Origin of the sequence: Roseovarius mucosus, from assembly GCF_002080415.1 — a bacterium.
Taxonomy (GTDB): Bacteria; Pseudomonadota; Alphaproteobacteria; order Rhodobacterales; family Rhodobacteraceae; genus Roseovarius; species Roseovarius mucosus_A.
The window spans coordinates 561,514-582,623 of record NZ_CP020474.1 but is presented as its reverse complement, the minus strand read 5'-3'; the positions used below and the strand labels follow the sequence as shown (position 1 = coordinate 582,623).

Sequence of the window (21,110 nt, the reverse complement as noted above, 5' to 3'; positions counted from 1 at the left end):
ATGTATGCATTCGATATCGAACGTCCCGCTACCATTGCTGATGCCATTGCGGCGCTGGGCACAGAAGAGGCACAGGCGCTGGGTGGGGGGCAAACCCTGATCCCGACGCTGAAGCAACGGCTGGCGGCCCCCGCCAAGCTGGTGTGCCTGTCGGCGATCAAAGAGATGCAGGGGATTTGCACCGCTGATGATGGCGCGCTTTGCATCGGTGGGGGCACCACCCATGCCGAAGTGGCAGCCGGGGCCGGGGCCTATCCGGCGCTGGCGGGGTTGGCGGGGCATATCGGTGATCCGGCGGTGCGCAATCGCGGGACCATCGGTGGGAGCCTTGCCAATAACGACCCCTCTGCCTGTTATCCGGCGGCGGTGCTGGGATCGGGGGCGACTGTGATCACCTCCAACCGGAGCATCGCGGCGGATGACTATTTTCAAGGCATGTTCACCACGGCCCTTGAGGATGGCGAGATCATCACCGAAGTGCGCTTTCCTGTGCCGGAAAAGGCCAGCTATCAGAAGTTCGAGCAACCGGCCTCGCGCTTTGCGCTCGTGGGGGTGTTTGTTGCCAAATACGCCGGGGGCGTGCGCGTCGCCGTGACGGGCGCGTCGGAAGAAGGTGTGTTCCGCTGGGCCGAGGCCGAGGCGGCGCTGTCGGGCAATTTTGCGGCCGAGGCGTTGGAGGGGCTGACCCTGTCGGGGGATGGTATGATCTCGGACCTGCATGGGTCGGGGGCATACCGCGCGCATCTGGTTGGTGTGATGACGCGGCGGGCGGTTGCGGCGGCGCACTGAGCGCTGTTAGACTGCGGTGAGGTTTGAAATGGCGGGTCTCGGGACCCGCCATTTTCATGAGGGACAGGGGACGACATGCAAGAAATCGACAATCCGTGGCGCGGTGAGGGATTGCCTGAGACGGTTCTGACCGGCGCACCATGGCCAAGCGTGGATGTGGGCGCGGTGCAAGCACTTTTGGGGCGGTGCCCGGCAGCGGCAGAGACGCCGCTGGTGTCCGTAACGGGATTTGCGCCAAAGGTCTGGGCCAAGGATGAGCGCGGGCGCATGGGGCTGGGCAGTTTCAAGGCGCTGGGGGCGGCCTATGTGATCGCCCATGAGGCGGCAGAAACCGGGGCCGAGGATATGAGCCACGCGCTGGTGGGGCGCACCTATGTGACGGCGAGTGCGGGCAATCATGGCATGTCGGTTGCGGCGGGGGCGCGGCTATTCGGGGCGCGGGCGGTGATCTATCTGGCGGAAACCGTGCCCGAGGGGTTTGCCGCGCGACTGCGTGCCAAGGGCGCCGAGGTGGTGCGCGAGGGGCAAGAGTACGAGGCCAGTATGGTCGCGGCGGGGCGCGCGGCGATGGATAACGACTGGACGCTATTGTCGGACAGTTCCTGGCCCGGTTATCTTGATTTGCCGCATCGGTTGATGGAGGGATATCTGGCCATGGCTGAAGAGGCCGCGCGCCAGATGCCGGAAGTGCCTACGCATATTCTGTTGCAGGCAGGGGTGGGCGGGCTGGCGGGGGCTTGCGCGGCATGGTTCCGGCAGGTCTGGGGCGATGCGCCCCGGATCATCGTGGTGGAACCTGACCGCGCGCCAGCCCTTTACGAGAGCATTCGCGCGGGACGCGCCCTAGAGACAAGCGGGCCGGTGTCCAACATGGGGCGGCTGGATTGCAAGGTGCCATCACTGATCGCGCTCAAGGGATTGGCGCGGGATGCCGATGCGTTCGTGACCATCACGGATGACGAGGCCGAGGCGGTGCTCGAGGGGTTGGCGGCGCAGGGGCTGACGACGACGCCTTCGGGGGCGGCTGGGGTGGCGGCGATTGCCGGGCTGGCGCTTGGCGCGGGCGCGCGAGTGCTTTGTATTCTCAGCGAAGGTCCAGAGGCGTGAGGCGCGGGTTCGCGCCGGCAGAGTTCAAGGCGCGGCTGCGCGCGGCGCAAGCAGGCATGGCCGAGATAGGGCTTGGCGCGCTTTTGCTGACAACCGAGCCGGAAATCCGGTATTTCACCGGCTATCTGACCCGGTTCTGGGAAAGCCCAAGCCGCCCTTGGTTTCTGATCCTGCCTGCGTCGGGTGATCCGGTGGCGGTTATCCCTACGATTGGCGCGGCCCTGATGGGGCGGACATGGGTGCGCGATATTCGTACATGGGCGGCCCCGGACCCCGAAGATGATGGCGTGTCGCTCTTGGCCGAGACGCTGCGCGAGATTGGCGGGCCGGTGGGGGTGCCCTCTGGCCCTGAGAGCCACTTGCGCATGCCTTTGGCGGAGTTTGAGCGGGTCAAGCGCGCGAGCGGGTTGGTGTTTCGTGACGAGGCCGGGATTGTTGCGGGGCTGCGGGCCATCAAATCCGAGGCCGAAATCGTCAAGATCGCGCATATTTGCGATATTGCGGGGCGGGCCTTTGACCGGGTGGGCGAGATTGCGGAACCGGGCGTGCCACTGAGCGCGGTGTTTCGCGATTTTCAGCGGCTCTTGCTGGAAAAAGGCGCAGATTGGGTGTCCTATATTGCCGGAGGCGCGGGCCCGATGGGCTATGCGGATGTGATTTCGCCCGCCGGAGAGACACATCTGGCGGCGGGCGATGTGCTGATGCTGGATACGGGCGCGGTCTGGGATGGCTATTTTTGCGACTATGATCGCAACTTTGCCATAGGCCATGCCACGGCAGAGCAAAGTGCGGCGCATGCGCGGTTGATCGAGGCGACAGAGGCCGGGGAAGAGGCGGCGCGCGCAGGCGCGACCGCCTTTGACGTCTGGCAGGCGATGGCGCGGATCACCGGGGCGGATGAACGCTCGGGGCGATTGGGGCATGGTTTGGGCATGCAATTGACCGAAGGCCTGTCGCTTACGGCCAAGGATCACACGGTGCTGAGGCCCGGCATGGTGATCACGCTAGAGCCGGGGGTAGAGGTCGCGCCGGGGATGATCATGGTGCATGAGGAAAACATCGTGATCCGCTATGGACGGGCGCAGCGGCTTTCCCGGTTTGCACCGCCCAACCTGCCGGTGATCTGAGCGGGCTGGATCTGAGCGGTCTGCCCGAAAATCCGGCAGCGCGAAAAAAAAGGCCGAGCACTAAGCTCGGCCGAAGTCCAACAGGGAGGTATGAGGGTGACTGCCTTGCGGCTATCACCGTCACGATTGGCAAATAAGGGTGCAGTTCTGTCCAATCAAGATGAAATTTGCCGCAGGTGCAGCATGCCCGCTATGCGGTTTGCGCATGGCTTAAACCAAGCCTGCTTGAAACCTTAGCTAACTGCCTGTTCCTTAACCGTTTTGCGGTAGGAGATGATTTCGTCTTGCACGAAGTCCCGAAAGGCGGCGATCCGCTTGGAATGGCGCAGCTCTTCTGGATAGGCGAGAAATACCGGCACTTCGACGGATTGGACCTCTGGCAGGACGCGGACAAGCTGCGGAAAATCGCGGATCAGGTAATCGGGCAAAACGCCGATGCCGAGATCATTCAGCACGCCCTGCAACACCCCAAAGTAGTTGTTGACCGTCAGCAAAGACGAGATGTCGTTGGTCATCAGCTCGTTGACCAGCATCGCGCCCGCGCCCACCTGCGCCGAACGTGGGTTTTGGCAGATCAGGCGATGCGCGCTCATGTCTTCTAGCGAGGAAGGTTCACCATGGGCGTCAAGATACGATTGCGTTGCATAGAGGCACATATGCACGCTCATCAACCGCTTGCGGATGAGGTCGGCCTGAGACGGTTCTTTCATGCGAATGGCAACATCGGCCTCTCGCATTGGCAGGTCGAGCACGCGTTCTTCAAGCATGAGGTCAATCTTGAGGTCGGGATATTTTTCGTAGAGTTTGGGCAGGCGCGGGGCCAGCCAAAGCGTGCCAAAACCGGTGGTGGTGGTGACGCGCAGATCACCGAACACCTCTTCTTCGCTGTCACGAATGCGGGCGGTGGCGGCGTCCAAGCGTTTCATCATCGCGCGGGTCGCATCGAACAGCAATTCGCCTTGTTCCGTGAGAATCAGTCCGCGTGCATGACGGTGAAACAGCGTAGCGTTGAGCGATTCCTCAAGGGCGCGCACCTGCCGACTAACGGCGGATTGCGACAGGTGTAGCTGCTCTCCGGCATGGGTGAGACTGCCCGCGTCTGCAACGGCATGAAAGATTCTGAGCTTGTCCCAATCCATAACTTTCACTTTCTTAGGAAACTGGCACCGATAACGTAATAGCAGATAATCATCCATCACTTATAGGACAGCTGCGACATTTTCACAAAAATCTACTTGGTAGGTCATAATTTGTGACCTAATATTGCCCTATATTGAGGCATGGCCCTCAACCAAGGGAGGCACGCTATGACCACGCAAAAGGTGACGCTGAACGACCGTTTCGATCTGGAAAAATCGCCGGTTCTTTTGAACGGAACGCAGGCGCTGGTGCGGCTGATGCTGATGCAGGCAGCGCGCGACCGGGCCGCGGGATTGAACACCGCAGGCTATGTGACAGGCTATCGCGGTTCGCCGCTTGGGGCTGTGGATCAACAGATGCTGCGGGCAGAAAAGGTGCTGCGCGCGGCTGAGGTGCGGTTCGAGGAAGGGCTGAACGAAGATCTGGCGGCGACTGCGCTCTGGGGATCGCAGCAGGCGGAATTGCGTGGCGAAGGCAAATATGACGGTGTTTTTGGCCTTTGGTATGGCAAGGGGCCGGGGGTGGACCGCTCTGGCGATGTGATGCGGCACGCCAATATGGCGGGCACCTCAAAGCATGGCGGCGTTCTGATGGCGATGGGGGATGACCACACGGGCGAGTCGTCTACCGTGCTGCATCAGAGCGAATGGGCGCTGGTTGATGCCTATATGCCGGTGGTCAGCCCGGCGGGGGTGCAGGAGATCTTGGACTATGGCATTTACGGCTATGCGCTCAGCCGCTTTGCCGGGGTCTGGGTGGGTCTCAAGACGATGAAAGACACGGTCGAGGCGACATCGGTTGTGGATGGCCGACCGGACCGGGTGCAGCTTGTGACGCCCGATTTGCCGATGCCAGAGGGCGGGCTGAACATACGCCTGATCGACACGCCGCATGCGCAAGAAACGCGCATGATTGATTTCAAACGCTTTGCCGCCGAGGCGTTTTCGCGTGCCAATGGCATGGACAAGCGCGTGTTGGGCAAAGCGGGGGCCAAGATCGGTTTTGTCGCGGCGGGCAAGAACTGGCTTGATCTGGTGCATGCGCTCGATCTTTTGGGGGTTGATGCGGCAGAGGCGGAGCGGTTGGGGATCACGACCTACAAGGTGGGGCAGGTCTTTCCGCTCGACATGCAGGGGTTTCACGACTGGGCCGAGGGGCTCGACCTGATCGTGGTGGTTGAGGAAAAGCGCAAGCTGATCGAGGTGCAGATCAAAGAGGCGATCTTTGACGACCGGCGCGGGCGGCGTGTCTATGGCTGGTACAAGGGCGGCGCAGGTGGCATGCACCGCGAAGAGCTGTTCCCGACGCGCGGCGCGCTTGATCCCATATGGATCGCGGAAAAGCTGGGCGGTATCCTGATCGAAGAGGGGCGCGGCACCGACCGGATCAAGGCCGGGCTGGAGGCGCTGAGCGAGGCGCGGCGCAATGACAACGCGGCCGAGATTGCAACCCGTCTGCCCTATTTCTGTTCAGGCTGCCCGCATAACACCTCGACCCGGTTGCCCGAAGGCGCGCGCGCTTATGCCGGGATCGGCTGTCACTACATGGTGCAGTGGATGGACCGCGAGACGACCGGATTTACCCATATGGGCGGCGAGGGGGCAAATTGGATCGGCGAGGCGCCGTTTTCGACGCGCAAACATGTGTTCCAGAACCTTGGCGACGGCACCTATAACCATTCGGGCGTGCAGGCCATTCGCGCGGCTTTGGCCGCGGGCACGACGATCACCTATAAGATCCTTTACAACGATGCCGTGGCGATGACCGGCGGGCAACCGAATGAAGGCGGGCTGAATGCCCCGCGTATTGCCGCCGAACTGCGCGCCATGGGGGTGCAACATCTGGCTGTCGTCTATGACGAAAAAGAGGACGTTGACCTTAAGTCTTTCCCGCAAGGTGTTGAATTTTCAGAGCGATCTGATCTTATGGCGGTGCAGGAGCGATTGGCGGACATCGAGGGGGTGAGTGTCATCCTCTATATCCAGACCTGCGCCGCTGAAAAACGCCGCCGCCGCAAGCGGGGCAAGTTTCCTGATCCGGATCGTCGCGTGTTCATCAATACCGATGTCTGCGAGGGCTGCGGTGATTGCGGGGTGCAATCGAATTGCGTTTCGATTGTGCCGGTGGAAACCGAACTGGGCCGCAAGCGGGCGATTGATCAATCGAGCTGCAACAAGGATTTTTCTTGCCTCAAGGGGTTTTGCCCGTCGTTCGTGACGGTGGAAGGCGCGAAGATCCGCAAAGACAGCACCGCCGAAGTGACCCTGCCCGAGATGCCAGCCCCCGCGCTGCCCGCGATTGACGGGACCTATAATGTGGTCATCACCGGGGTGGGTGGCACCGGGGTTGTGACCATCGGCGCGGTGATGGCGCAGGCGGCGCAGATTGATGGCAAGGGGGCGGGCATGATGGAAATGGCCGGTCTCGCGCAAAAGGGCGGGGCGGTGCATATCCATTGTCGGCTGGCCGAAAATCCCGGTGATATCAGCGCCATTCGCGTGGCGACGGGCGAATGCGACGCGCTGATTGGGGGCGATCTGGTGGTCTCTGCCGGGGCCAAGACCTTGGGCTTGACGCGGGCGGGCCGCACCGGGGCAGTGGTGAACAGCCACGAGATCATCACCGGTGATTTTACCCGCAACACGGAATTCACCCTGCCTGCCGACCGGTTGCGTCTGGCGCTAGAGGCGCGGTTGCGTGACGCGGTGCAGATGTTCGACGCCTCGGATCTGGCCAAGGCCGTGATGGGGGATTCGATCTATTCCAACATGATGATCTTTGGTGCTGCGTGGCAGCGGGGTTTGATCCCGCTCAGCCATGACGCCATCACCGAGGCCATTCGCCTGAATGGGGCGGCGGTGGATGCCAATCTGCGGGCGTTCGAGGTGGGCCGTTGGGCGGCGCTCTATCCGGCGGAGGTTGAGAAACTGTTGACGCCCAAGGTTGTCGCCAAGCCAAAAACGCTGGCGGAGCGGATCGATTATCGCGTGGCGCATCTGACCGCCTATCAAAGCAAGCGTTTGGCGCGACGGTATCTGCGCCTGCTTGATGGGATCACCGATGAGGGGGTCAAGGACGCGGTGGCGCAAGGCTATCACAAGGTTTTGGCCTATAAGGACGAATACGAGGTGGCGCGGCTGCATCTGGAGACGGCGCAAAAGGCGCGCGCCGAATTTGGTGGCGATTTCACGCTGAAATTCCACCTTGCCCCGCCGATGTTGTCCAAGATGGGCAGCGACGGGCGACCGAAGAAGCGCGAATTCGGTTCCGGCATCCTGCGGGCCTTTGGCGTATTGGCGCGGCTCAAGGGGTTGCGTGGCACGCCGCTTGATCCTTTTGGCCGCACCGCAGAGCGGCGGATGGAGCGGGCTTTGATTGTGCAATACGAGCTTGATATGGCCGAGGTTCTGCCCAAGCTGACGGCGCAGACCCGGGACGCGATCATAGCGCTGGCGCTTTTGCCCTTGTCGATCCGGGGGTTTGGCCCGGTCAAGGAGGGTAACGCCGCCAAGGCCGCAACCCGGCGCACAGAGCTATTGGCGGTCATCCGATCGGGCGGAACGGAAATGGCACAGGCTGCAGAATAGGTGTCACGATAATGTCACGTGATCTGGTCACGTCTGTCGCATAACTCTATGAAACGCGACTCAGCCGAGGATCGCCTATGCGCCAAGACCCCCAAATCGCCCGTGACATTTCTTATTCCTATTCTGCTCAGACCAAGAGCGGGCGGGCGCTGATCCGCACGATGGAAAACCTGACCGGGCGGATCGAACTGATCAAGCGCGCGGCAGGCTATGAGACCGAGGTTTTGCAGGGTCGCGATTTCTGGGAAGTGATCGTCGAGCGCTATGGGCTCACGCTGGATGTGGTGGGGGGCAGTCTGTCGAATATCCCGAAAGAGGGGCCTTTGGTGCTGATTGCCAATCACCCTTACGGCATTCTTGACGGGTTGATGATGGGCCATATCCTGAGCCAGACGCGCGGTGATTTCCGCATTCTGGCGCATCAGATTTTTCGCAAGGCCGAGGATCTGAACAAGGTCATCCTGCCGATCAGTTTCGACGAGACCAAGGAAGCGGTCGCGCTTAATTTGGCCACCCGCAAGACGGCGCTTGATTATCTGGGGCAGGGGGGGGCTATCGGCATCTTTCCGGGCGGCACCGTCAGCACGGCGGCCAAGCCGTTTTCGCGCCCGATGGACCCCGGCTGGCGTGGATTTACCGCCAAGATGATCGCCAAAAGCCAAGCCGCTGTGGTGCCGGTTTATTTCGACGGTCACACCAGCCGCCTCTTTCAACTGGCCAGCCATCTGCATGTGACGCTGCGCATGGGGCTTTTGATCAAGGAATTCCGCAAGCGGGTGGATACGCCGGTGCGCGTGGTGGTGGGTGATCCCATTCCGCGCAGCACGCTGGCGCAATATGCAGGCGATACAAAATCCCTCATGGCATTCCTGCGCGCCAAGACATATGAATTGTCTCCAAGCCCGATTGTTGCCTCTGAAATCGGGTTCGAGTTCGAATAACGGCACTGGACGCGGGACATGGCGGTAGGAATTTTCGACAGCGGGCTGGGTGGCCTGACGGTGTGGGATGCGGTGAGCAAGCGCCTTCCGGAGGTGCCTCTTGTGTATCTGGGCGATAACGCCCATGCGCCTTATGGCGTGCGCGATGCCGATGACATCTATGATCTGACCACGTCATCGGTAGAGCGGCTTTTTGCGGCGGGTTGCGATCTGGTTATTCTTGCGTGCAACACCGCCTCGGCGGCGGCGCTGCGGCGGATGCAAGAATCCTGGGTGCCGCGTGACAAGCGGGTTCTGGGGGTCTTTGTGCCGCTGATCGAGGCGCTGACCGAGCGGCAATGGGGCGACAATTCCCCGCCGCGCGAAGTGGCTGTGAAAAACGTGGCGCTCTTTGCCACGCCTGCGACGGTGCGCAGCCGGGCGTTTCAACGCGAATTGGCGTTTCGCGCCATCGGTGTCGATGTCGAGGCGCAGGCCTGTGGCGGCGTGGTCGATGCCATCGAAGACGGCGACATGATCCTAGCCGAAGCGCTGGTGCGCAGCCATGTTGACGCGCTCAAGCGCAAGATGCCGCATCCCGAAGCGGCGGTTCTGGGCTGCACGCATTATCCGCTGGTGCAAGAGGTGTTTCAGGACGCGCTTGGCCCCGATGTGGCGGTTTATTCGCAGCCCAATCTGGTGGCGTCGAGCCTTGCCGATTATCTGGGGCGGCATCCAGACAAGATCGGGGCGGGCGCTGAGGCCGCATTCTTGACCACCGGTGATCCCAAGCGGGTGTCGAGCCGGGCGACGCAGTTCTTGCGACGAGAAATCAAGTTCTCTGCGGCCTGAGCCGTGCCGGATTTTACGGCTGTCGCAGGCATGACGCCGCCTTGTGGCGTGGCCTGAATTGAAATATTCTCAAGCTATCTGAAAGTGAGGTCACAATGACCCATAACATCGCCATTCTGGGTGCCTCTGGCTACACCGGGGCCGAGCTTGTCCGGCTGATCGCCACCCATCCCAATATGCGGATCACCGCATTGGCCGCCAATTCCAAGGCGGGGCAAAGCATGGGGCAGGTGTTTCCACATTTGCGGCATCTCGACCTGCCCGATCTTGTCACCATCGAGGAGATTGATTTCTCGGGCATTGATCTGTGTTTCTGCGCCTTGCCGCATAAGACCAGCCAAGAGGTGATTGCAAACCTGCCGCGCGATCTGAAGATTGTCGATCTCTCGGCGGATTTCCGGCTGCGTGATCCGGCTGCCTATGAGAAATGGTATGGCAATCCGCATGCCGCGCCAGAGGTGCAGCAAGAGGCGGTCTATGGTCTGACCGAGTTTTACCGCGAGGATATCCGCAGCGCGCGGTTGGTGGCGGGCACCGGGTGCAACGCGGCGACGGGGCAGTATATCCTGCGCCCGCTGATCTCTGCCGGGGTAATTGATCTGGATGAGATCATCCTTGACCTCAAATGCGGCGTGTCGGGCGCGGGGCGCAGTCTTAAGGAAAATCTGCTGCATGCGGAATTGTCTGAGGGCTATCACGCCTATTCGGTGGGCGGCACGCATCGGCATCTGGGTGAGTTCGATCAAGAGTTTTCCGCTCTGGCCGGACGCCCTGTCGAAATACAGTTCACCCCGCATCTAATCCCCGCCAATCGCGGGATTCTCGCCACTGGCTATGTCCGGGGGGAGGCGGCGCAGATTCATGCCACGCTGGCGGCGGCCTATGCCAATGAGCCGTTTGTTGTGGTTCTGCCGATGGGCGAAACCCCGAGCACGCGGCACATTCGCGGCAGCAATTTCTGTCATATCGGCGTGGTGGCGGATCGGCGCGCGGGACGGGCGATAGTGATTGCCGCGCTGGATAATCTGACAAAAGGTAGCAGCGGGCAGGCGTTGCAAAACGCAAATCTGATGTTATCTGAGCCTGAGACCACGGGGCTGATGCTTGCCCCGGTCTTTCCGTAAGGGTGACACCGATGAAATCGCTCAAGAAAAAGCGCCGCGTTCAAATCATCGCGATAGCTGCTGTGGCGCTTGTGATGGCCACGGCCCTGATTGGCTATGGCATGCGGGACGGTATCAACTTCTTTCGTTCGCCCACGCAGGTGTTGGCCGAACCGCCCAGCCCGTCGGAAGTGTTCCGCATCGGTGGGCTGGTAGAAGAAGGCAGTCTCAAGCGTGGCGAGAGCGAGACTATCCGGTTTAACGTGACCGATGGCAATGGTGTGGTGGCTGTGACCTATCGTGGCGTTCTGCCTGATCTTTTCGAGGAAAATCAGGGCATGGTCGGCACCGGCAGTTACCGCGACGGGATCTTTGTCGCCACCGAGATCCTCGCCAAACATGACGAGACGTACATGCCCAAGGAAGTGGTTGACGCGCTCAAGGCGCAGGGCGTCTATCAGGAGCCGGACGGCAGCTAAGGCTGCCACCGGCCTATTTGAAAGTTTTCCAAAGACATCCGCCGGTCATGCAAGGCCGGTGCGCGCGCTGAAAAAGGGTGGCGTTAACGCTTGGTTCCGATGCTGAGGCTCGTATTCCTCGGAAGAAGGCGGCAAGCGGATGCAAACTGTTGAACAGATAGCGCAAGAGATCGTCGCGCGTGAAGGCGGCTATGTGGATGATCCTGACGATCCCGGCGGTGCAACGAATTTTGGCGTGACAATTCATACGATGCGGCGCTTGGGGCTGGACCTGACGCGCGATGGCGTGGTGGATGCCTTGGACGTCCGGGCGTTGACGCGGGATCAGGCGGTGTCGCTGTTCATCGACCACTACTATCAGCGTCCGGGCATCGCGCGGCTTCCTCAGAGCCTGCGGCCGAGTGTCTTCGATATGTATGTCAACGCCGGGTCCAATGCGGTCAAGATTCTGCAACGGCTCTTGCGTGAGATGGGGCAGGAGATCGAGGTGGACGGCGTGATCGGGCCGCAAACTGCGGCGGCGGCAGAGGCCGCAGCCAAGGCGGCCCCGGATCATATTGCCGATGCTTATGGCATTGCGCGGCGCAATTATTACCTGCGCCTTGCCGATGCCCGCCCGGAAAGTCGCAAATTCGCGCGCAGTCGCACGGGGGGTAAAGGCGGCTGGATCAAGCGGGCCGAAGTGTTCATCTCGCCGCGCTTTCATCTGAGTCAGGCTCAATTCAACGCGAGGATCAGCGCATGGTGATGGATATCTTGCGCGCGCTCTTTGGCAGCGGGGCCAATGTGGTGCGCGAGACCGCCGAAGTGTTTCGCGTCAATGCCGAGGCCGCCGACCAGCGCAGTATCGAGACGCAGCGCGCGGCGCTCGAGCAGATGGCGGGCGAGTTCCGTCTGGAGAACCGGGGGCTGTTTGACCGCATCATTGACGGTCTCAATCGCATTCCGCGCCCGGCGATGGCGCTTGGCACGATTGGTCTTTTTGTGGCGGCGATGGTTGATCCGCTGTGGTTTGGCGAACGCATGGCGGGGCTTGCGCTGGTGCCAGAGCCGCTTTGGTGGTTGTTGGGGGCGATTGTCAGTTTCTATTTCGGCGCGCGCTATCAGGCCAAGGGGCAGGATTTTCAACGCTCGATTGCCAGCACCGTCGCCCGTGCACCGCATGTGGCCGAGAGCATCCGAACCCTGCGCGCGCTCAACCCCTCTAGCCCCGGTGTGGCGGACAACGGCGGGGACGCAGATCTGGCGCTGACGGCTTTGACGCCGACCGACAATCCGGCGCTGGCGGAATGGCGGCGGCGGGGCTGAGCCCGCGACAATGTGGTCCAGTATTGGCGTCGATTGCGATTGGCCAGAGCGTGCTCCTGTCCTATATTCGGGACATGATTACAGAACTCGGTCACTTCGCCCTCATCCTCGCCTTTCTGGTGGCCTGTGTTCAGGCCACCATCCCCTTGATTGGCGCCTATAAACGCTGGCCGGGCTGGATGGCCCTTGCCGAACCCGCAGCCACACTTCAGTTCATGCTGACGGCTGTGTCCTTTGCCGCGCTCACATGGGCCTTTGTGATCTCGGATTTCTCGCTGCGTCTTGTGGTGCTCAACAGCCACACGGATAAGCCGATGCTTTACAAGATTACCGGTGTCTGGGGTAATCACGAAGGGTCGATGCTGCTTTGGGTGTTGATCGTGACGCTGTTTGGCGCAGCGGTGGCGTGGTTCGGCTCTAATCTGCCGCCGTCGCTGCGCGCGCGGGTGCTGAGCGTGCAGGCCATGGTGGGTGTGGCGTTTTTCCTCTTTATCCTTCTGACGTCGAACCCGTTTTTGCGCATGGCGGTGCCGCCCTTCAACGGGCAGGACTTGAACCCGCTCTTGCAAGACCCGGGCTTGGCCTTTCATCCGCCGTTCCTCTATCTTGGCTATGTCGGTCTTTCGATGACCTTTTCCTTTGCCGTGGCGGCGTTGATCGAGGGGCGGGTAGATGCGGCCTGGGGGCGGTGGGTGCGGCCCTATACGCTGGCGGCCTGGATTTTCCTGACAATCGGTATCGGGCTTGGGTCTTGGTGGGCCTATTACGAATTGGGTTGGGGCGGGTTCTGGTTCTGGGACCCGGTTGAAAACGCCAGTTTCATGCCTTGGCTTATTGCCGCAGCCCTGCTGCATTCCGCAATCGTGGTGGAAAAGCGCGAAAGCCTGAAAAGCTGGACGATCCTGCTTGCGATCATTGCATTCGGGTTCTCGATGGTTGGTGCCTTTATCACCCGGTCGGGCGTTCTGACCTCGGTGCATGCCTTTGCCACTGACCCGGAGCGCGGCGTGTTCTTGCTGGCGATTCTTGCGGTGTTCATGGCTGGCGCGCTCACGCTCTTTGCGGCGCGGGCGGGGGTGATGCAGGCCAAGGGCGTGTTCAGCCTTGTCAGCCGCGAATCCGCGCTCGTCCTCAACAACCTGCTTTTGGCGGTGGCGTGTTTTGTGGTCTTTATCGGCACCATCTGGCCGCTGATCGCCGAGATGTTGTTTGATCGCAAACTGTCGGTTGGCGAGCCGTTTTTTAACGCGGCCTTTACCCCCTTCATGGTGGCGCTTGGGCTGGTTCTGCCGGTGGGGGCGATGCTGCCGTGGAAGCGGGCCACGTTGGGCCGGGTCATTCGGCAACTGGCCCCGGCGTTTGCGCTCGCCTTGGCGATTGGCGCACTTGCTTGGGCGATGCAGACCGGGCGTTCGGCGCTTGGTCCGGTGGGGCTGTTTCTTGCGGCGTGGCTGATTGGGGGCGCTGCGGTTGATCTTTGGTCGCGCACCGGGCGCGGAGACGGGCGTTTGTCGCGCCTTACGCGGTTGCCGCGGGCCGATTGGGGCAAAGCGGTGGCGCATGGTGGCCTTGGCGTGACCATGGCCGGTATCGCGGCGATGATGGCCTGGCAACAAGAGGATATTCGCGTTCTCAAGATCGGTGATCAGTTCGACATTGCGGGCTACACGCTGCGCCTTGACGAGGTTCACGACGAGGAAGGCCCGAATTATCTGTCCACGATGTCGACGTTTACGCTGTCCAAGGATGGGGTTGAAATCGCGACCATGACGCCTGAAAAACGCGAATACCCTGTCGCGCAGATGCCAACCACCGAAGCGGCGCTCGACAGTGGCTTTTTGCGAGACATCTATGTTGTCATCGGTGATCCGCAGATTGGCGGGGGCTGGGCGGTGCGCAGCTATTACAAGCCACTGGCAAACTGGATTTGGGGTGGCTCTATCCTGATGGCGCTTGGCGGGTTCTTGTCGCTCAGCGACCGACGCTACCGGGTGGCTGCGGGCGCGCGCAAGGTGCCGCAGGGGGTGCCTGCGGAATGAAACGCCTGATCCTTGCGCTCTGCGTGATTGCCGCGCCGGTGTTTGCGGTGCAGCCGGATGAAATCCTTGATGATCCTGCACTTGAGGCGCGGGCGCGGGATATTTCCTCGGGCTTGCGCTGTCTGGTGTGTCGCAACGAGAGCATTGACGATTCCAACGCGGAACTGGCGCGCGATCTGCGTCTTTTGGTGCGCGAGCGTCTGGTGGCGGGCGACAGCAACGACGAGGCCGTCGATTTCATCGTTGCGCGGTATGGCGAATACGTGCTGCTCAAGCCGCGGTCGGGCGGGGCCAACATGCTTTTGTGGTGGGCGGGGCCGCTGATGCTGGGGGCTGGCCTTCTTATTGGCGCGGCCTATTTGCGGGGCCGGGCGCGCACGCCCGAGACAGAGGTTGCCCGGCTTAGCGAAGCCGAGGAAAACCGTCTGCGCGAAATCCTCAAGGAGTGACGCGCGGTTTCGCTTGGCGCGCGGGATGGTCTGGGGTTTGATGCCGCAAACCAGACTGAAAGGCGCGAATCCGTGAAAGACTATCAAACCATCACACTGGAGATCGCCGACGGCGTGGCGCTTCTCAGCCTCAATCGCGCGGATAAGATGAACGCGCTCAACACCCAGATGCGGGCGGAAATCACCGATGCGGTGACCCATGCCGGGCGAGAGGCACGGGTTGTGGTTCTGACGGGCAACGGCAAGGCGTTCTGCTCGGGGCAGGATCTGAGCGATGGCGGCAACGCCACCACGCTTGATCTGGAGCGGGTGCTGCGCGAGGAATATGTGCCGATGCTGCGCGCCATCACCGATTGCCCGGTGCCCACGATCAGTGCGGTCAATGGGCCTGCGGCAGGGGCAGGGGCCAATTTGGCGCTGTCGGCAGATGTGGTGATCGCAACCGAGAGTGCCTATTTCCTGCAGGCCTTTGCCCGGATCGGCCTTATTCCCGACGCGGGCGGAACCTATGCGCTGCCGCGCCAGATGGGCATGGCCAAGGCGATGGGGGCTGCGCTTTTTGCGGAACCGATCACGGCCCGGCAAGCCAGCGACTGGGGCATGATCTGGGAGGCGGTGGACGACGCAGGTTTTGACGCCCACTGGCGGGCGCGGGCGGCAAAGCTGGCCATGGGGCCGACACAAACCTATGGGGCGATCAAACAGGCGATCCGCAGCACGTGGGACAACACGCTTGAGGGGCAATTGGACCTTGAGGCCAAATTGCAGGGCGCCTGCGGGCAGACCCGCGACTTTAAGGAAGGCGTGGTGGCTTTTCTGGAAAAACGCCCCCCGAGGTTCGAGGGGCGCTGAACCGGTTACGCGGCGACTGCCGGGGGGCGCGCAATGAGCGCGACATCGGCGGCTGTGAGCGTGCTGCCTGCGCCCAAGATACGGGCCACGGCGATCCCATCCGCCAGCACGGTGACATCCCCTGCGGCGTTGGTGGTCAGGGTCACAACAGGCGGGGCTGCATCTGGGGTGGCTGCCGTGTAGACATAGGCGATCTGATCGTCGGCCCGGTCGAAATCGGTGATCGTCGCGATATCGGCCCCGCGACCCCATTCGCCAAGCCAGAACTGATCTTCGCCGACGCCGCCCGTGGCGGTATCGTCGCCGCCGATGATAAGCACATCGTTCTCGCTGCCCCCTGACAGGTTGTCGTCGCCGCTTGTCTCTTCGGCTGCGCTGCGCGCAAAATCGTCAAGCAGAGCACGCGGGGTCGCAGGATCAAGATCCTGTGCCGCAATGTCGGCGGCGCTGCCAGAGCCAAGCTGGATATCAATGCCAATGATCAGGTCGTTGCCCGCGCTACCGAACAGGACATCGCGCAGGGCGCCGCCGATCAATACGTCATCGCCCGCTTCGCCCCAAACGCTATCCGAGCCACTGCCGCCGTCCAGAATATCGTTGCCAGCCCCGCCGAACACCTGATCATCGCCGCCGCGCGCACCAACCACGTCGTTGCCTTCGAGGGCCGTGATTTCATCGCCGATTGAGCGCCCGGTGATCAAATCGTTGCCGGTGCTGCCAGTAATCTGGTTGAGCGGGGTTTCACGTTCGACGATCACGATTTCTGCTGCCGTCAGCGTGCTGCCCGCGCCTGTCACCTCGGCCACGGGTACGCCATCCGCAAGTATGATCGCATCCCCCGCCGCATTGGTGGACAGGGTAATGACCGGTGTTGCCGCGCCAAGCGCAGCCGGGCTGTGGTAATAGACGATCTGATCCACAGCCGGCTCATAATCGGTGATGGTGGCCGTGTCTGCGCCCCCAACCCATTCACCCAGCCAAAAACGATCAGCCCCAAGGCCGCCCGTCGCCGTATCATCGCCCCCGATCACGAGCACGTCGTTACCGCTGCCGCCCAAGAGCGTATCGTCGCCGCTGAGATCCTCTGACGGGGTGCGAATGAGACCTTCAAGCAGGGCCTCTGGTGTTGCGGAGTTCAGATTGAAGGCCGAGATGGCCGCCGCACTGCCAGAGCCAAGAGGAATATCGAGCCCTAGAATGAGGTCATCGCCGGAATTGCCCTGAAGCGAGTCGCCCCCGGCCCCCCCGATAACCACGTCATTCCCGACCCCGCCCCAGAGGATGTCAGCGGCGTTGCCGCCAAACACGACGTCATTGCCATCCCCCGCAAACACCTCGTCACGCCCTCCGCCAGAGGCGATGAGATCATTGCCGCCGCGGGCTGTGATTTCATCGCCAACGTTGCTTCCGTCGATGAGATCAGCCCCGTTTGTGCCCCTCAGGATGTTGAGGCCGGTGTCGGTGCTGCTGTCATCTGCTCTCTCGGAGAGGATGACACTTGCAGGAGTCAGAGTTGTGGCGGCCCCCAAAACGCGCGCAATGACCACGCCATCGACGCTGAGCAAGGCGTTGCCATCGTCATCCGGCGCAACAGAGACTTGCGGAGCGGTGCCGTTGGACACGTAGCTATAGTCTATGAAGTCGGAGGCCGGGACATAGTCGGTGATCGTGGCCACAGTGTCCGCTTCGATCCAATCCCCGATCTGGAAACGGTCCTCACCGGCCCCACCAGTGCCAAAATCGCCACCACTGAGGAATAGCGCATCTTCTCCGTCGCCGCCGATCAAAGTGTCGGAGCCATGCTGATCCGTGCCGATACTTGGGCGCAAGGCGTCAATGGTCGGATTGCTTTGGATCAAACTATTCAATTCATCGCCGGTTTGGCTGTTCAGGCCACCGTCAATGCCGATGAGCACGTCGTCGCCCGCGCCGCCTTCGATCAGGTCGTCGCCCCGGCCCCCGATCAGAACGTCGTCGCCGCCGTCGCCAGAGAGCGTGTCGGCGCCGCTGCCGCCCAGGATGATATCAACGCCCGTGCCGCCCTGAACAAGATCATCGCCGCCGCCTGCCGATACGATATCGTCACCGCCGCGCGCCGTGATTTCGTCGGCGCGTGCTGTTCCATCAAGGATATCAGTGCCAGGTGTGCCGGATATGGTATCATCAGTGTTGATGTCGTTAGTGTTGGTGTCGTCGTCGTCCTCGTTGACTTCGTCGATCACAAACGCCGTAAGTCCTACGCCTGCCAAAAGGCCAAGTAAAAGCAAACCACCCATTACTCAGGGTCCCCCCGGACCAATCAAATAAACATTCGCATCCGTGAATGCACTTACCCGTTCAGATATTCCCCAAACACGTTGAAAATCAAGTATAAAGTCGATTGATCCCGGGCTCCTGACAGGGGCTGGAAACAATGCGATACGGGGATTGGAATTGTTCTGATTGGTACTCTAAACAAGAAAAACCCCAGCCGTTTGAGCCGGGGTTCGTCTTTGATGATTTCAGCGCTTAGCGCTTTTCGATGTCAACATAGTCGCGCATCGTCGCCCCTTTGTAGAGCTGGCGCGGGCGCCCGATCTTGAGCTGCGGATCGGCGATCATTTCCTTCCACTGCGAAATCCAGCCAATGGTGCGGCTGACCGCGAAAATCGGCGTGAACATCGATGTCGGAAAGCCCATCGCCTCGAGGATGATGCCCGAGTAGAAATCTACATTCGGGAAAAGCTTTTTATCCGCGAAATAGGGATCGGCAAGCGCTTGCCGCTCCAGTTCCTTGGCCACCTGAAGCGTCGGGTTATTCTCGACGCCCAGCAATTCCAGAACCTCATCGGCGGATTGTTTCATCACCTTGGCGCGGGGATCGAAATTCTTGTACACCCGGTGGCCAAAGCCCATCAGGCGGAACGGATCGTCCTTGTCCTTGGCGCGCGCGATGAATTCGGGGATGCGGTCTGGCGTGCCGATTTCCTGCAGCATTTCAAGACAGGCCTGATTGGCGCCGCCATGTGCCGGACCCCAGAGGCAGGCGATGCCCGCAGCCACGCACGCAAACGGGTTGGCCCCGGAAGACGACGCCAGACGCACGGTCGAGGTCGAGGCGTTCTGTTCGTGATCGGCATGCAGCGTGAAAATCCGGTCCATCGCGCGGCTCAGGATCGGGTTCACGACGTAATTCTCGGCCGGAACGGCAAAACACATGCGCAGGAAGTTCGACGCATAATCGAGTTCGTTGCGCGGATATTCGAACGGCTGCCCGATGGTGTATTTGAACGCCATCGCAGCGATGGTCGGCATCTTGGCGATCAGGCGGATCGAGGCCACTTCGCGCTGCCAGGGGTCGGTGATATCCGTGCTGTCGTGATAGAACGCGCTGAGTGCGCCCACCACGCCCACCATGATCGCCATCGGATGCGCATCCCGGCGAAAGCCGCGGAAGAGGAAATGCATCTGTTCGTGGATCATCGTGTGGTTGGTGACACGACTTTCGAAATCCTCAAGCTGTGCGGGGCTGGGCAGCTCGCCGTAGAGCAGCAGATAGCACACTTCGAGGTAATGCGATTTCTCGGCCAATTGGTCGATCGGATAGCCGCGATGCAGCAGTTCACCCTTGTCGCCGTCGATAAAGGTGATGGTGCTGTCACAGCTTGCCGTCGAGGTATAGCCGGGGTCATAGGTGAATACGCCCGCATCGGCATAGAGCTTGCGGATGTCGATGACATCCGGGCCCGCCGTCGGGGAATGCAGCGGCAATTCATAGGTCTTGCCGTCGATTTCCAGCTTTGCCACTCTCTTGACTTCTGACATCAGGGGTCCTCCCTCTCAGCGCCCGATTACGCCATGCGCGTATCGAGCTGAATAAACGTAGTGCCTTGCCAAGGGATTAATCCCCTCCGCAGGCCGCATCGGTCAACCGGGCGATGGTTTCATCCCGCCCAAGGACCAGCATCATGTCGAACACGCTAGGTGTCGCACTGCGGCCCGCCAGAGCCGCCCGGAGGGGGCCTGCCAGCTTGCCGAATTTCATTCCATGGTCTTCGGCGAATTGGGTCGCCAGACCCTCGATATCCTCACGTGTCCACGTAGCAGTTTGCAACTGCGGCGTCAATTCTTTCAGTATACCACGGGATACTGTGTCAAGCTGCTCTGCCACCTTCTCTTCGGGCTGAATTGGCCGTGTTGCAAGAATAAACGCAGCCTTATCAAGAAGTTCCGGAAAGGTCTTGGCACGTTCCTTGAGGCAATACATGCCGCGAGAGAACAGCGTCAATTTCGTGTCGTCAAGCGCGGGTTGCCCTGTAGCGGCCAAAAACCCCTGCAATTCATGCAGCAGCGCAGCATCGTCAGCGGCGGCGATATGCTGACCGCAGAGATTCTCCAGCTTTTTGAAGTCTAGCCGGGCCGGGGATTTGCCGATTCCCTTAAGGTCGAACCACGCCTGCGCCTGTGCGTCGTCAAAGAATTCCGCATCGCCATGGCTCCAGCCTAGACGCGCGAGATAGTTGCGTATCCCTGCCGCGGGATAGCCCATCTTTTGATATTCCTCGACGCCAAGCGCGCCATGCCGCTTGCTCAGCTTCTTGCCGTCGGGTCCGTGAATGAGCGGGATATGGGCGTAAACCGGCAGGGGCCAGCCCATCGCCTGATAGATCATCATCTGCCGCGCGGCATTGTTCAGGTGATCGTCGCCCCGGATGACATGGGTGACACCCATGTCGTGATCATCGACCGCCACGGCCAGCATATAGACCGGCGTGCCATCGCCGCGCAGCAGGACCATATCGTCAAGCTGATCGTTGCGAATGGTCACATCGCCCTGCACCTCATCCCGGATCACGGTCACGCCGTCGCGGGGGGCCTTGATTCGGATCACATGGGGCATGTCAGTGGGGTGCTGATCGGGTGTCGCGTCGCGCCACGGGCTTTGATACAGGGTGGATCTGCCCTCTGCGCGCGCGGCTTCGCGGAAGGTTTCGATCTCGTCCTGTGTGGCAAAGCATTTATAGGCCATCCCTTCGGCCAGCAATTTGCGTGCCACCTCGGCGTGCCGGTCGGCGCGTTCAAATTGGCTGATCGCCTCATCATCGTGGTCCAGCCCAAGCCAGGCCAACCCATCGAGAATCGCCTGTGTCGCCTCGGGGGTTGAGCGCGCCCGGTCGGTGTCTTCGATCCGCAGCAGGAACTTGCCGCCGCGCCCGCGCGCAAACAGCCAGTTGAACAACGCCGTGCGCGCGCCCCCAATGTGCAGATAGCCAGTGGGCGAAGGGGCAAAGCGGGTCACGACCTGTTGCGACATGGGGCAGATTAACCTTTCGGTAACGATGATGGGGCTAGCGTTGTCGTCTGTCTATCGGCCCGTCA

At 61.2% G+C, this 21,110-nt stretch carries 17 protein-coding genes; 13 read left to right on the top strand and 4 right to left on the bottom strand.

Going from position 1 to position 21,110, the window contains the following annotated elements; all coding sequences use genetic code 11:
* From ROSMUCSMR3_RS02755 to ROSMUCSMR3_RS02745, 3 genes are all read left to right on the top strand, one after another.
* Complete coding sequence (locus ROSMUCSMR3_RS02755; protein WP_081506372.1) at positions 1-789, top strand: FAD binding domain-containing protein; 789 nt, start codon at positions 1-3, stop codon at positions 787-789.
* Positions 790-864: 75 nt separating this feature from the next.
* Positions 865-1,896, top strand: coding sequence for a pyridoxal-phosphate dependent enzyme (locus tag ROSMUCSMR3_RS02750; RefSeq protein ID WP_081506371.1), 1,032 nt, complete (start codon positions 865-867; stop codon positions 1,894-1,896).
* On the top strand, positions 1,893-3,023 hold the full coding sequence (locus tag ROSMUCSMR3_RS02745; RefSeq protein WP_081506370.1) for a M24 family metallopeptidase: 1,131 nt from the start codon (positions 1,893-1,895) through the stop codon (positions 3,021-3,023). Before ROSMUCSMR3_RS02750 ends, ROSMUCSMR3_RS02745 begins: the two co-directional genes overlap by 4 nt.
* A gap of 233 nt (positions 3,024-3,256) precedes the next feature.
* Here ROSMUCSMR3_RS02745 and ROSMUCSMR3_RS02740 read toward each other — a convergent pair whose 3' ends face one another.
* Complete coding sequence (locus ROSMUCSMR3_RS02740) at positions 3,257-4,162, bottom strand: LysR family transcriptional regulator (RefSeq protein ID WP_008283192.1); 906 nt, start codon at positions 4,160-4,162, stop codon at positions 3,257-3,259.
* 168 nt (positions 4,163-4,330) lie between these two features.
* Between ROSMUCSMR3_RS02740 and ROSMUCSMR3_RS02735 the strand changes: the two genes are divergently transcribed.
* From ROSMUCSMR3_RS02735 to ROSMUCSMR3_RS02690, 10 genes are all read left to right on the top strand, one after another.
* On the top strand, positions 4,331-7,750 hold the full coding sequence (locus tag ROSMUCSMR3_RS02735) for an indolepyruvate ferredoxin oxidoreductase family protein (protein ID WP_081506369.1): 3,420 nt from the start codon (positions 4,331-4,333) through the stop codon (positions 7,748-7,750).
* A gap of 77 nt (positions 7,751-7,827) precedes the next feature.
* Positions 7,828-8,691 carry a lysophospholipid acyltransferase family protein gene (locus tag ROSMUCSMR3_RS02730; RefSeq protein WP_081506368.1) on the top strand — a complete coding sequence of 288 codons (864 nt, stop codon included), beginning with the start codon at positions 7,828-7,830 and terminating at the stop codon, positions 8,689-8,691.
* Between the two features lie 18 nt (positions 8,692-8,709).
* Positions 8,710-9,522 (top strand): glutamate racemase, encoded by an 813-nt coding sequence (locus ROSMUCSMR3_RS02725; protein ID WP_008283189.1) that lies wholly within the window; start codon positions 8,710-8,712, stop codon positions 9,520-9,522.
* A gap of 95 nt (positions 9,523-9,617) precedes the next feature.
* Complete coding sequence (argC, locus tag ROSMUCSMR3_RS02720; protein ID WP_081506367.1) at positions 9,618-10,646, top strand: N-acetyl-gamma-glutamyl-phosphate reductase; 1,029 nt, start codon at positions 9,618-9,620, stop codon at positions 10,644-10,646.
* An 11-nt stretch (positions 10,647-10,657) separates the two neighbouring features.
* Positions 10,658-11,104, top strand: a complete 447-nt coding sequence (gene ccmE / locus ROSMUCSMR3_RS02715; protein ID WP_008283187.1) for a cytochrome c maturation protein CcmE — start codon at positions 10,658-10,660, stop codon at positions 11,102-11,104.
* Between the two features lie 139 nt (positions 11,105-11,243).
* Complete coding sequence (locus ROSMUCSMR3_RS02710) at positions 11,244-11,852, top strand: holin-associated N-acetylmuramidase (protein ID WP_008283186.1); 609 nt, start codon at positions 11,244-11,246, stop codon at positions 11,850-11,852.
* Complete coding sequence (locus ROSMUCSMR3_RS02705; protein ID WP_081506366.1) at positions 11,846-12,412, top strand: holin family protein; 567 nt, start codon at positions 11,846-11,848, stop codon at positions 12,410-12,412. Before ROSMUCSMR3_RS02710 ends, ROSMUCSMR3_RS02705 begins: the two co-directional genes overlap by 7 nt.
* 74 nt (positions 12,413-12,486) lie before the next feature.
* Positions 12,487-14,451 carry a heme lyase CcmF/NrfE family subunit gene (locus ROSMUCSMR3_RS02700; RefSeq protein ID WP_081508529.1) on the top strand — a complete coding sequence of 655 codons (1,965 nt, stop codon included), beginning with the start codon at positions 12,487-12,489 and terminating at the stop codon, positions 14,449-14,451.
* The gene (locus ROSMUCSMR3_RS02695) at positions 14,448-14,900 is read left to right on the top strand and encodes a cytochrome c-type biogenesis protein (protein ID WP_008283182.1); all 453 of its coding nucleotides are present in this window, start codon (positions 14,448-14,450) and stop codon (positions 14,898-14,900) included. Before ROSMUCSMR3_RS02700 ends, ROSMUCSMR3_RS02695 begins: the two co-directional genes overlap by 4 nt.
* Positions 14,901-14,972: 72 nt before the next feature.
* A complete protein-coding gene (locus ROSMUCSMR3_RS02690; protein ID WP_081506365.1) occupies positions 14,973-15,752 on the top strand; it encodes an enoyl-CoA hydratase-related protein in 780 nt (259 codons plus the stop codon).
* 5 nt (positions 15,753-15,757) lie between these two features.
* Here ROSMUCSMR3_RS02690 and ROSMUCSMR3_RS02685 read toward each other — a convergent pair whose 3' ends face one another.
* The 3 genes from ROSMUCSMR3_RS02685 to gltX form a co-directional block, all read right to left on the bottom strand.
* Positions 15,758-18,028 (bottom strand): beta strand repeat-containing protein, encoded by a 2,271-nt coding sequence (locus ROSMUCSMR3_RS02685; protein WP_081506364.1) that lies wholly within the window; start codon positions 18,026-18,028, stop codon positions 15,758-15,760.
* A 232-nt stretch (positions 18,029-18,260) separates the two neighbouring features.
* Positions 18,261-19,556: a citrate synthase gene (gene gltA / locus ROSMUCSMR3_RS02680; protein ID WP_008283179.1), complete on the bottom strand. Its 1,296-nt coding sequence runs from the start codon at positions 19,554-19,556 to the stop codon at positions 18,261-18,263.
* A 76-nt stretch (positions 19,557-19,632) separates the two neighbouring features.
* Positions 19,633-21,045, bottom strand: coding sequence for a glutamate--tRNA ligase (gene gltX, locus ROSMUCSMR3_RS02675; protein ID WP_081506363.1), 1,413 nt, complete (start codon positions 21,043-21,045; stop codon positions 19,633-19,635).
* Positions 21,046-21,110 lie beyond the last annotated feature (65 nt).

Excerpts from the sequence above, each read along its gene's own strand:
- ROSMUCSMR3_RS02730 (WP_081506368.1), top strand. The coding sequence starts at position 7,828 with ATGCGCCAAGACCCCCAAATCGCCCGTGACATTTCTTATTCCTATTCT.
- ROSMUCSMR3_RS02685 (WP_081506364.1), bottom strand. The coding sequence starts at position 18,028 with ATGGGTGGTTTGCTTTTACTTGGCCTTTTGGCAGGCGTAGGACTTACG.
- gltA (WP_008283179.1), bottom strand. The coding sequence starts at position 19,556 with ATGTCAGAAGTCAAGAGAGTGGCAAAGCTGGAAATCGACGGCAAGACC.
- ccmE (WP_008283187.1), top strand. The coding sequence starts at position 10,658 with ATGAAATCGCTCAAGAAAAAGCGCCGCGTTCAAATCATCGCGATAGCT.
- ROSMUCSMR3_RS02750 (WP_081506371.1), top strand. The coding sequence starts at position 865 with ATGCAAGAAATCGACAATCCGTGGCGCGGTGAGGGATTGCCTGAGACG.
- ROSMUCSMR3_RS02725 (WP_008283189.1), top strand. The coding sequence starts at position 8,710 with ATGGCGGTAGGAATTTTCGACAGCGGGCTGGGTGGCCTGACGGTGTGG.
- ROSMUCSMR3_RS02735 (WP_081506369.1), top strand. The coding sequence starts at position 4,331 with ATGACCACGCAAAAGGTGACGCTGAACGACCGTTTCGATCTGGAAAAA.
- ROSMUCSMR3_RS02740 (WP_008283192.1), bottom strand. The coding sequence starts at position 4,162 with ATGGATTGGGACAAGCTCAGAATCTTTCATGCCGTTGCAGACGCGGGC.
- argC (WP_081506367.1), top strand. The coding sequence starts at position 9,618 with ATGACCCATAACATCGCCATTCTGGGTGCCTCTGGCTACACCGGGGCC.
- gltX (WP_081506363.1), bottom strand. The coding sequence starts at position 21,045 with ATGTCGCAACAGGTCGTGACCCGCTTTGCCCCTTCGCCCACTGGCTAT.
- ROSMUCSMR3_RS02755 (WP_081506372.1), top strand. The coding sequence starts at position 1 with ATGTATGCATTCGATATCGAACGTCCCGCTACCATTGCTGATGCCATT.
- ROSMUCSMR3_RS02695 (WP_008283182.1), top strand. The coding sequence starts at position 14,448 with ATGAAACGCCTGATCCTTGCGCTCTGCGTGATTGCCGCGCCGGTGTTT.
- ROSMUCSMR3_RS02710 (WP_008283186.1), top strand. The coding sequence starts at position 11,244 with ATGCAAACTGTTGAACAGATAGCGCAAGAGATCGTCGCGCGTGAAGGC.
- ROSMUCSMR3_RS02705 (WP_081506366.1), top strand. The coding sequence starts at position 11,846 with ATGGTGATGGATATCTTGCGCGCGCTCTTTGGCAGCGGGGCCAATGTG.
- ROSMUCSMR3_RS02700 (WP_081508529.1), top strand. The coding sequence starts at position 12,487 with ATGATTACAGAACTCGGTCACTTCGCCCTCATCCTCGCCTTTCTGGTG.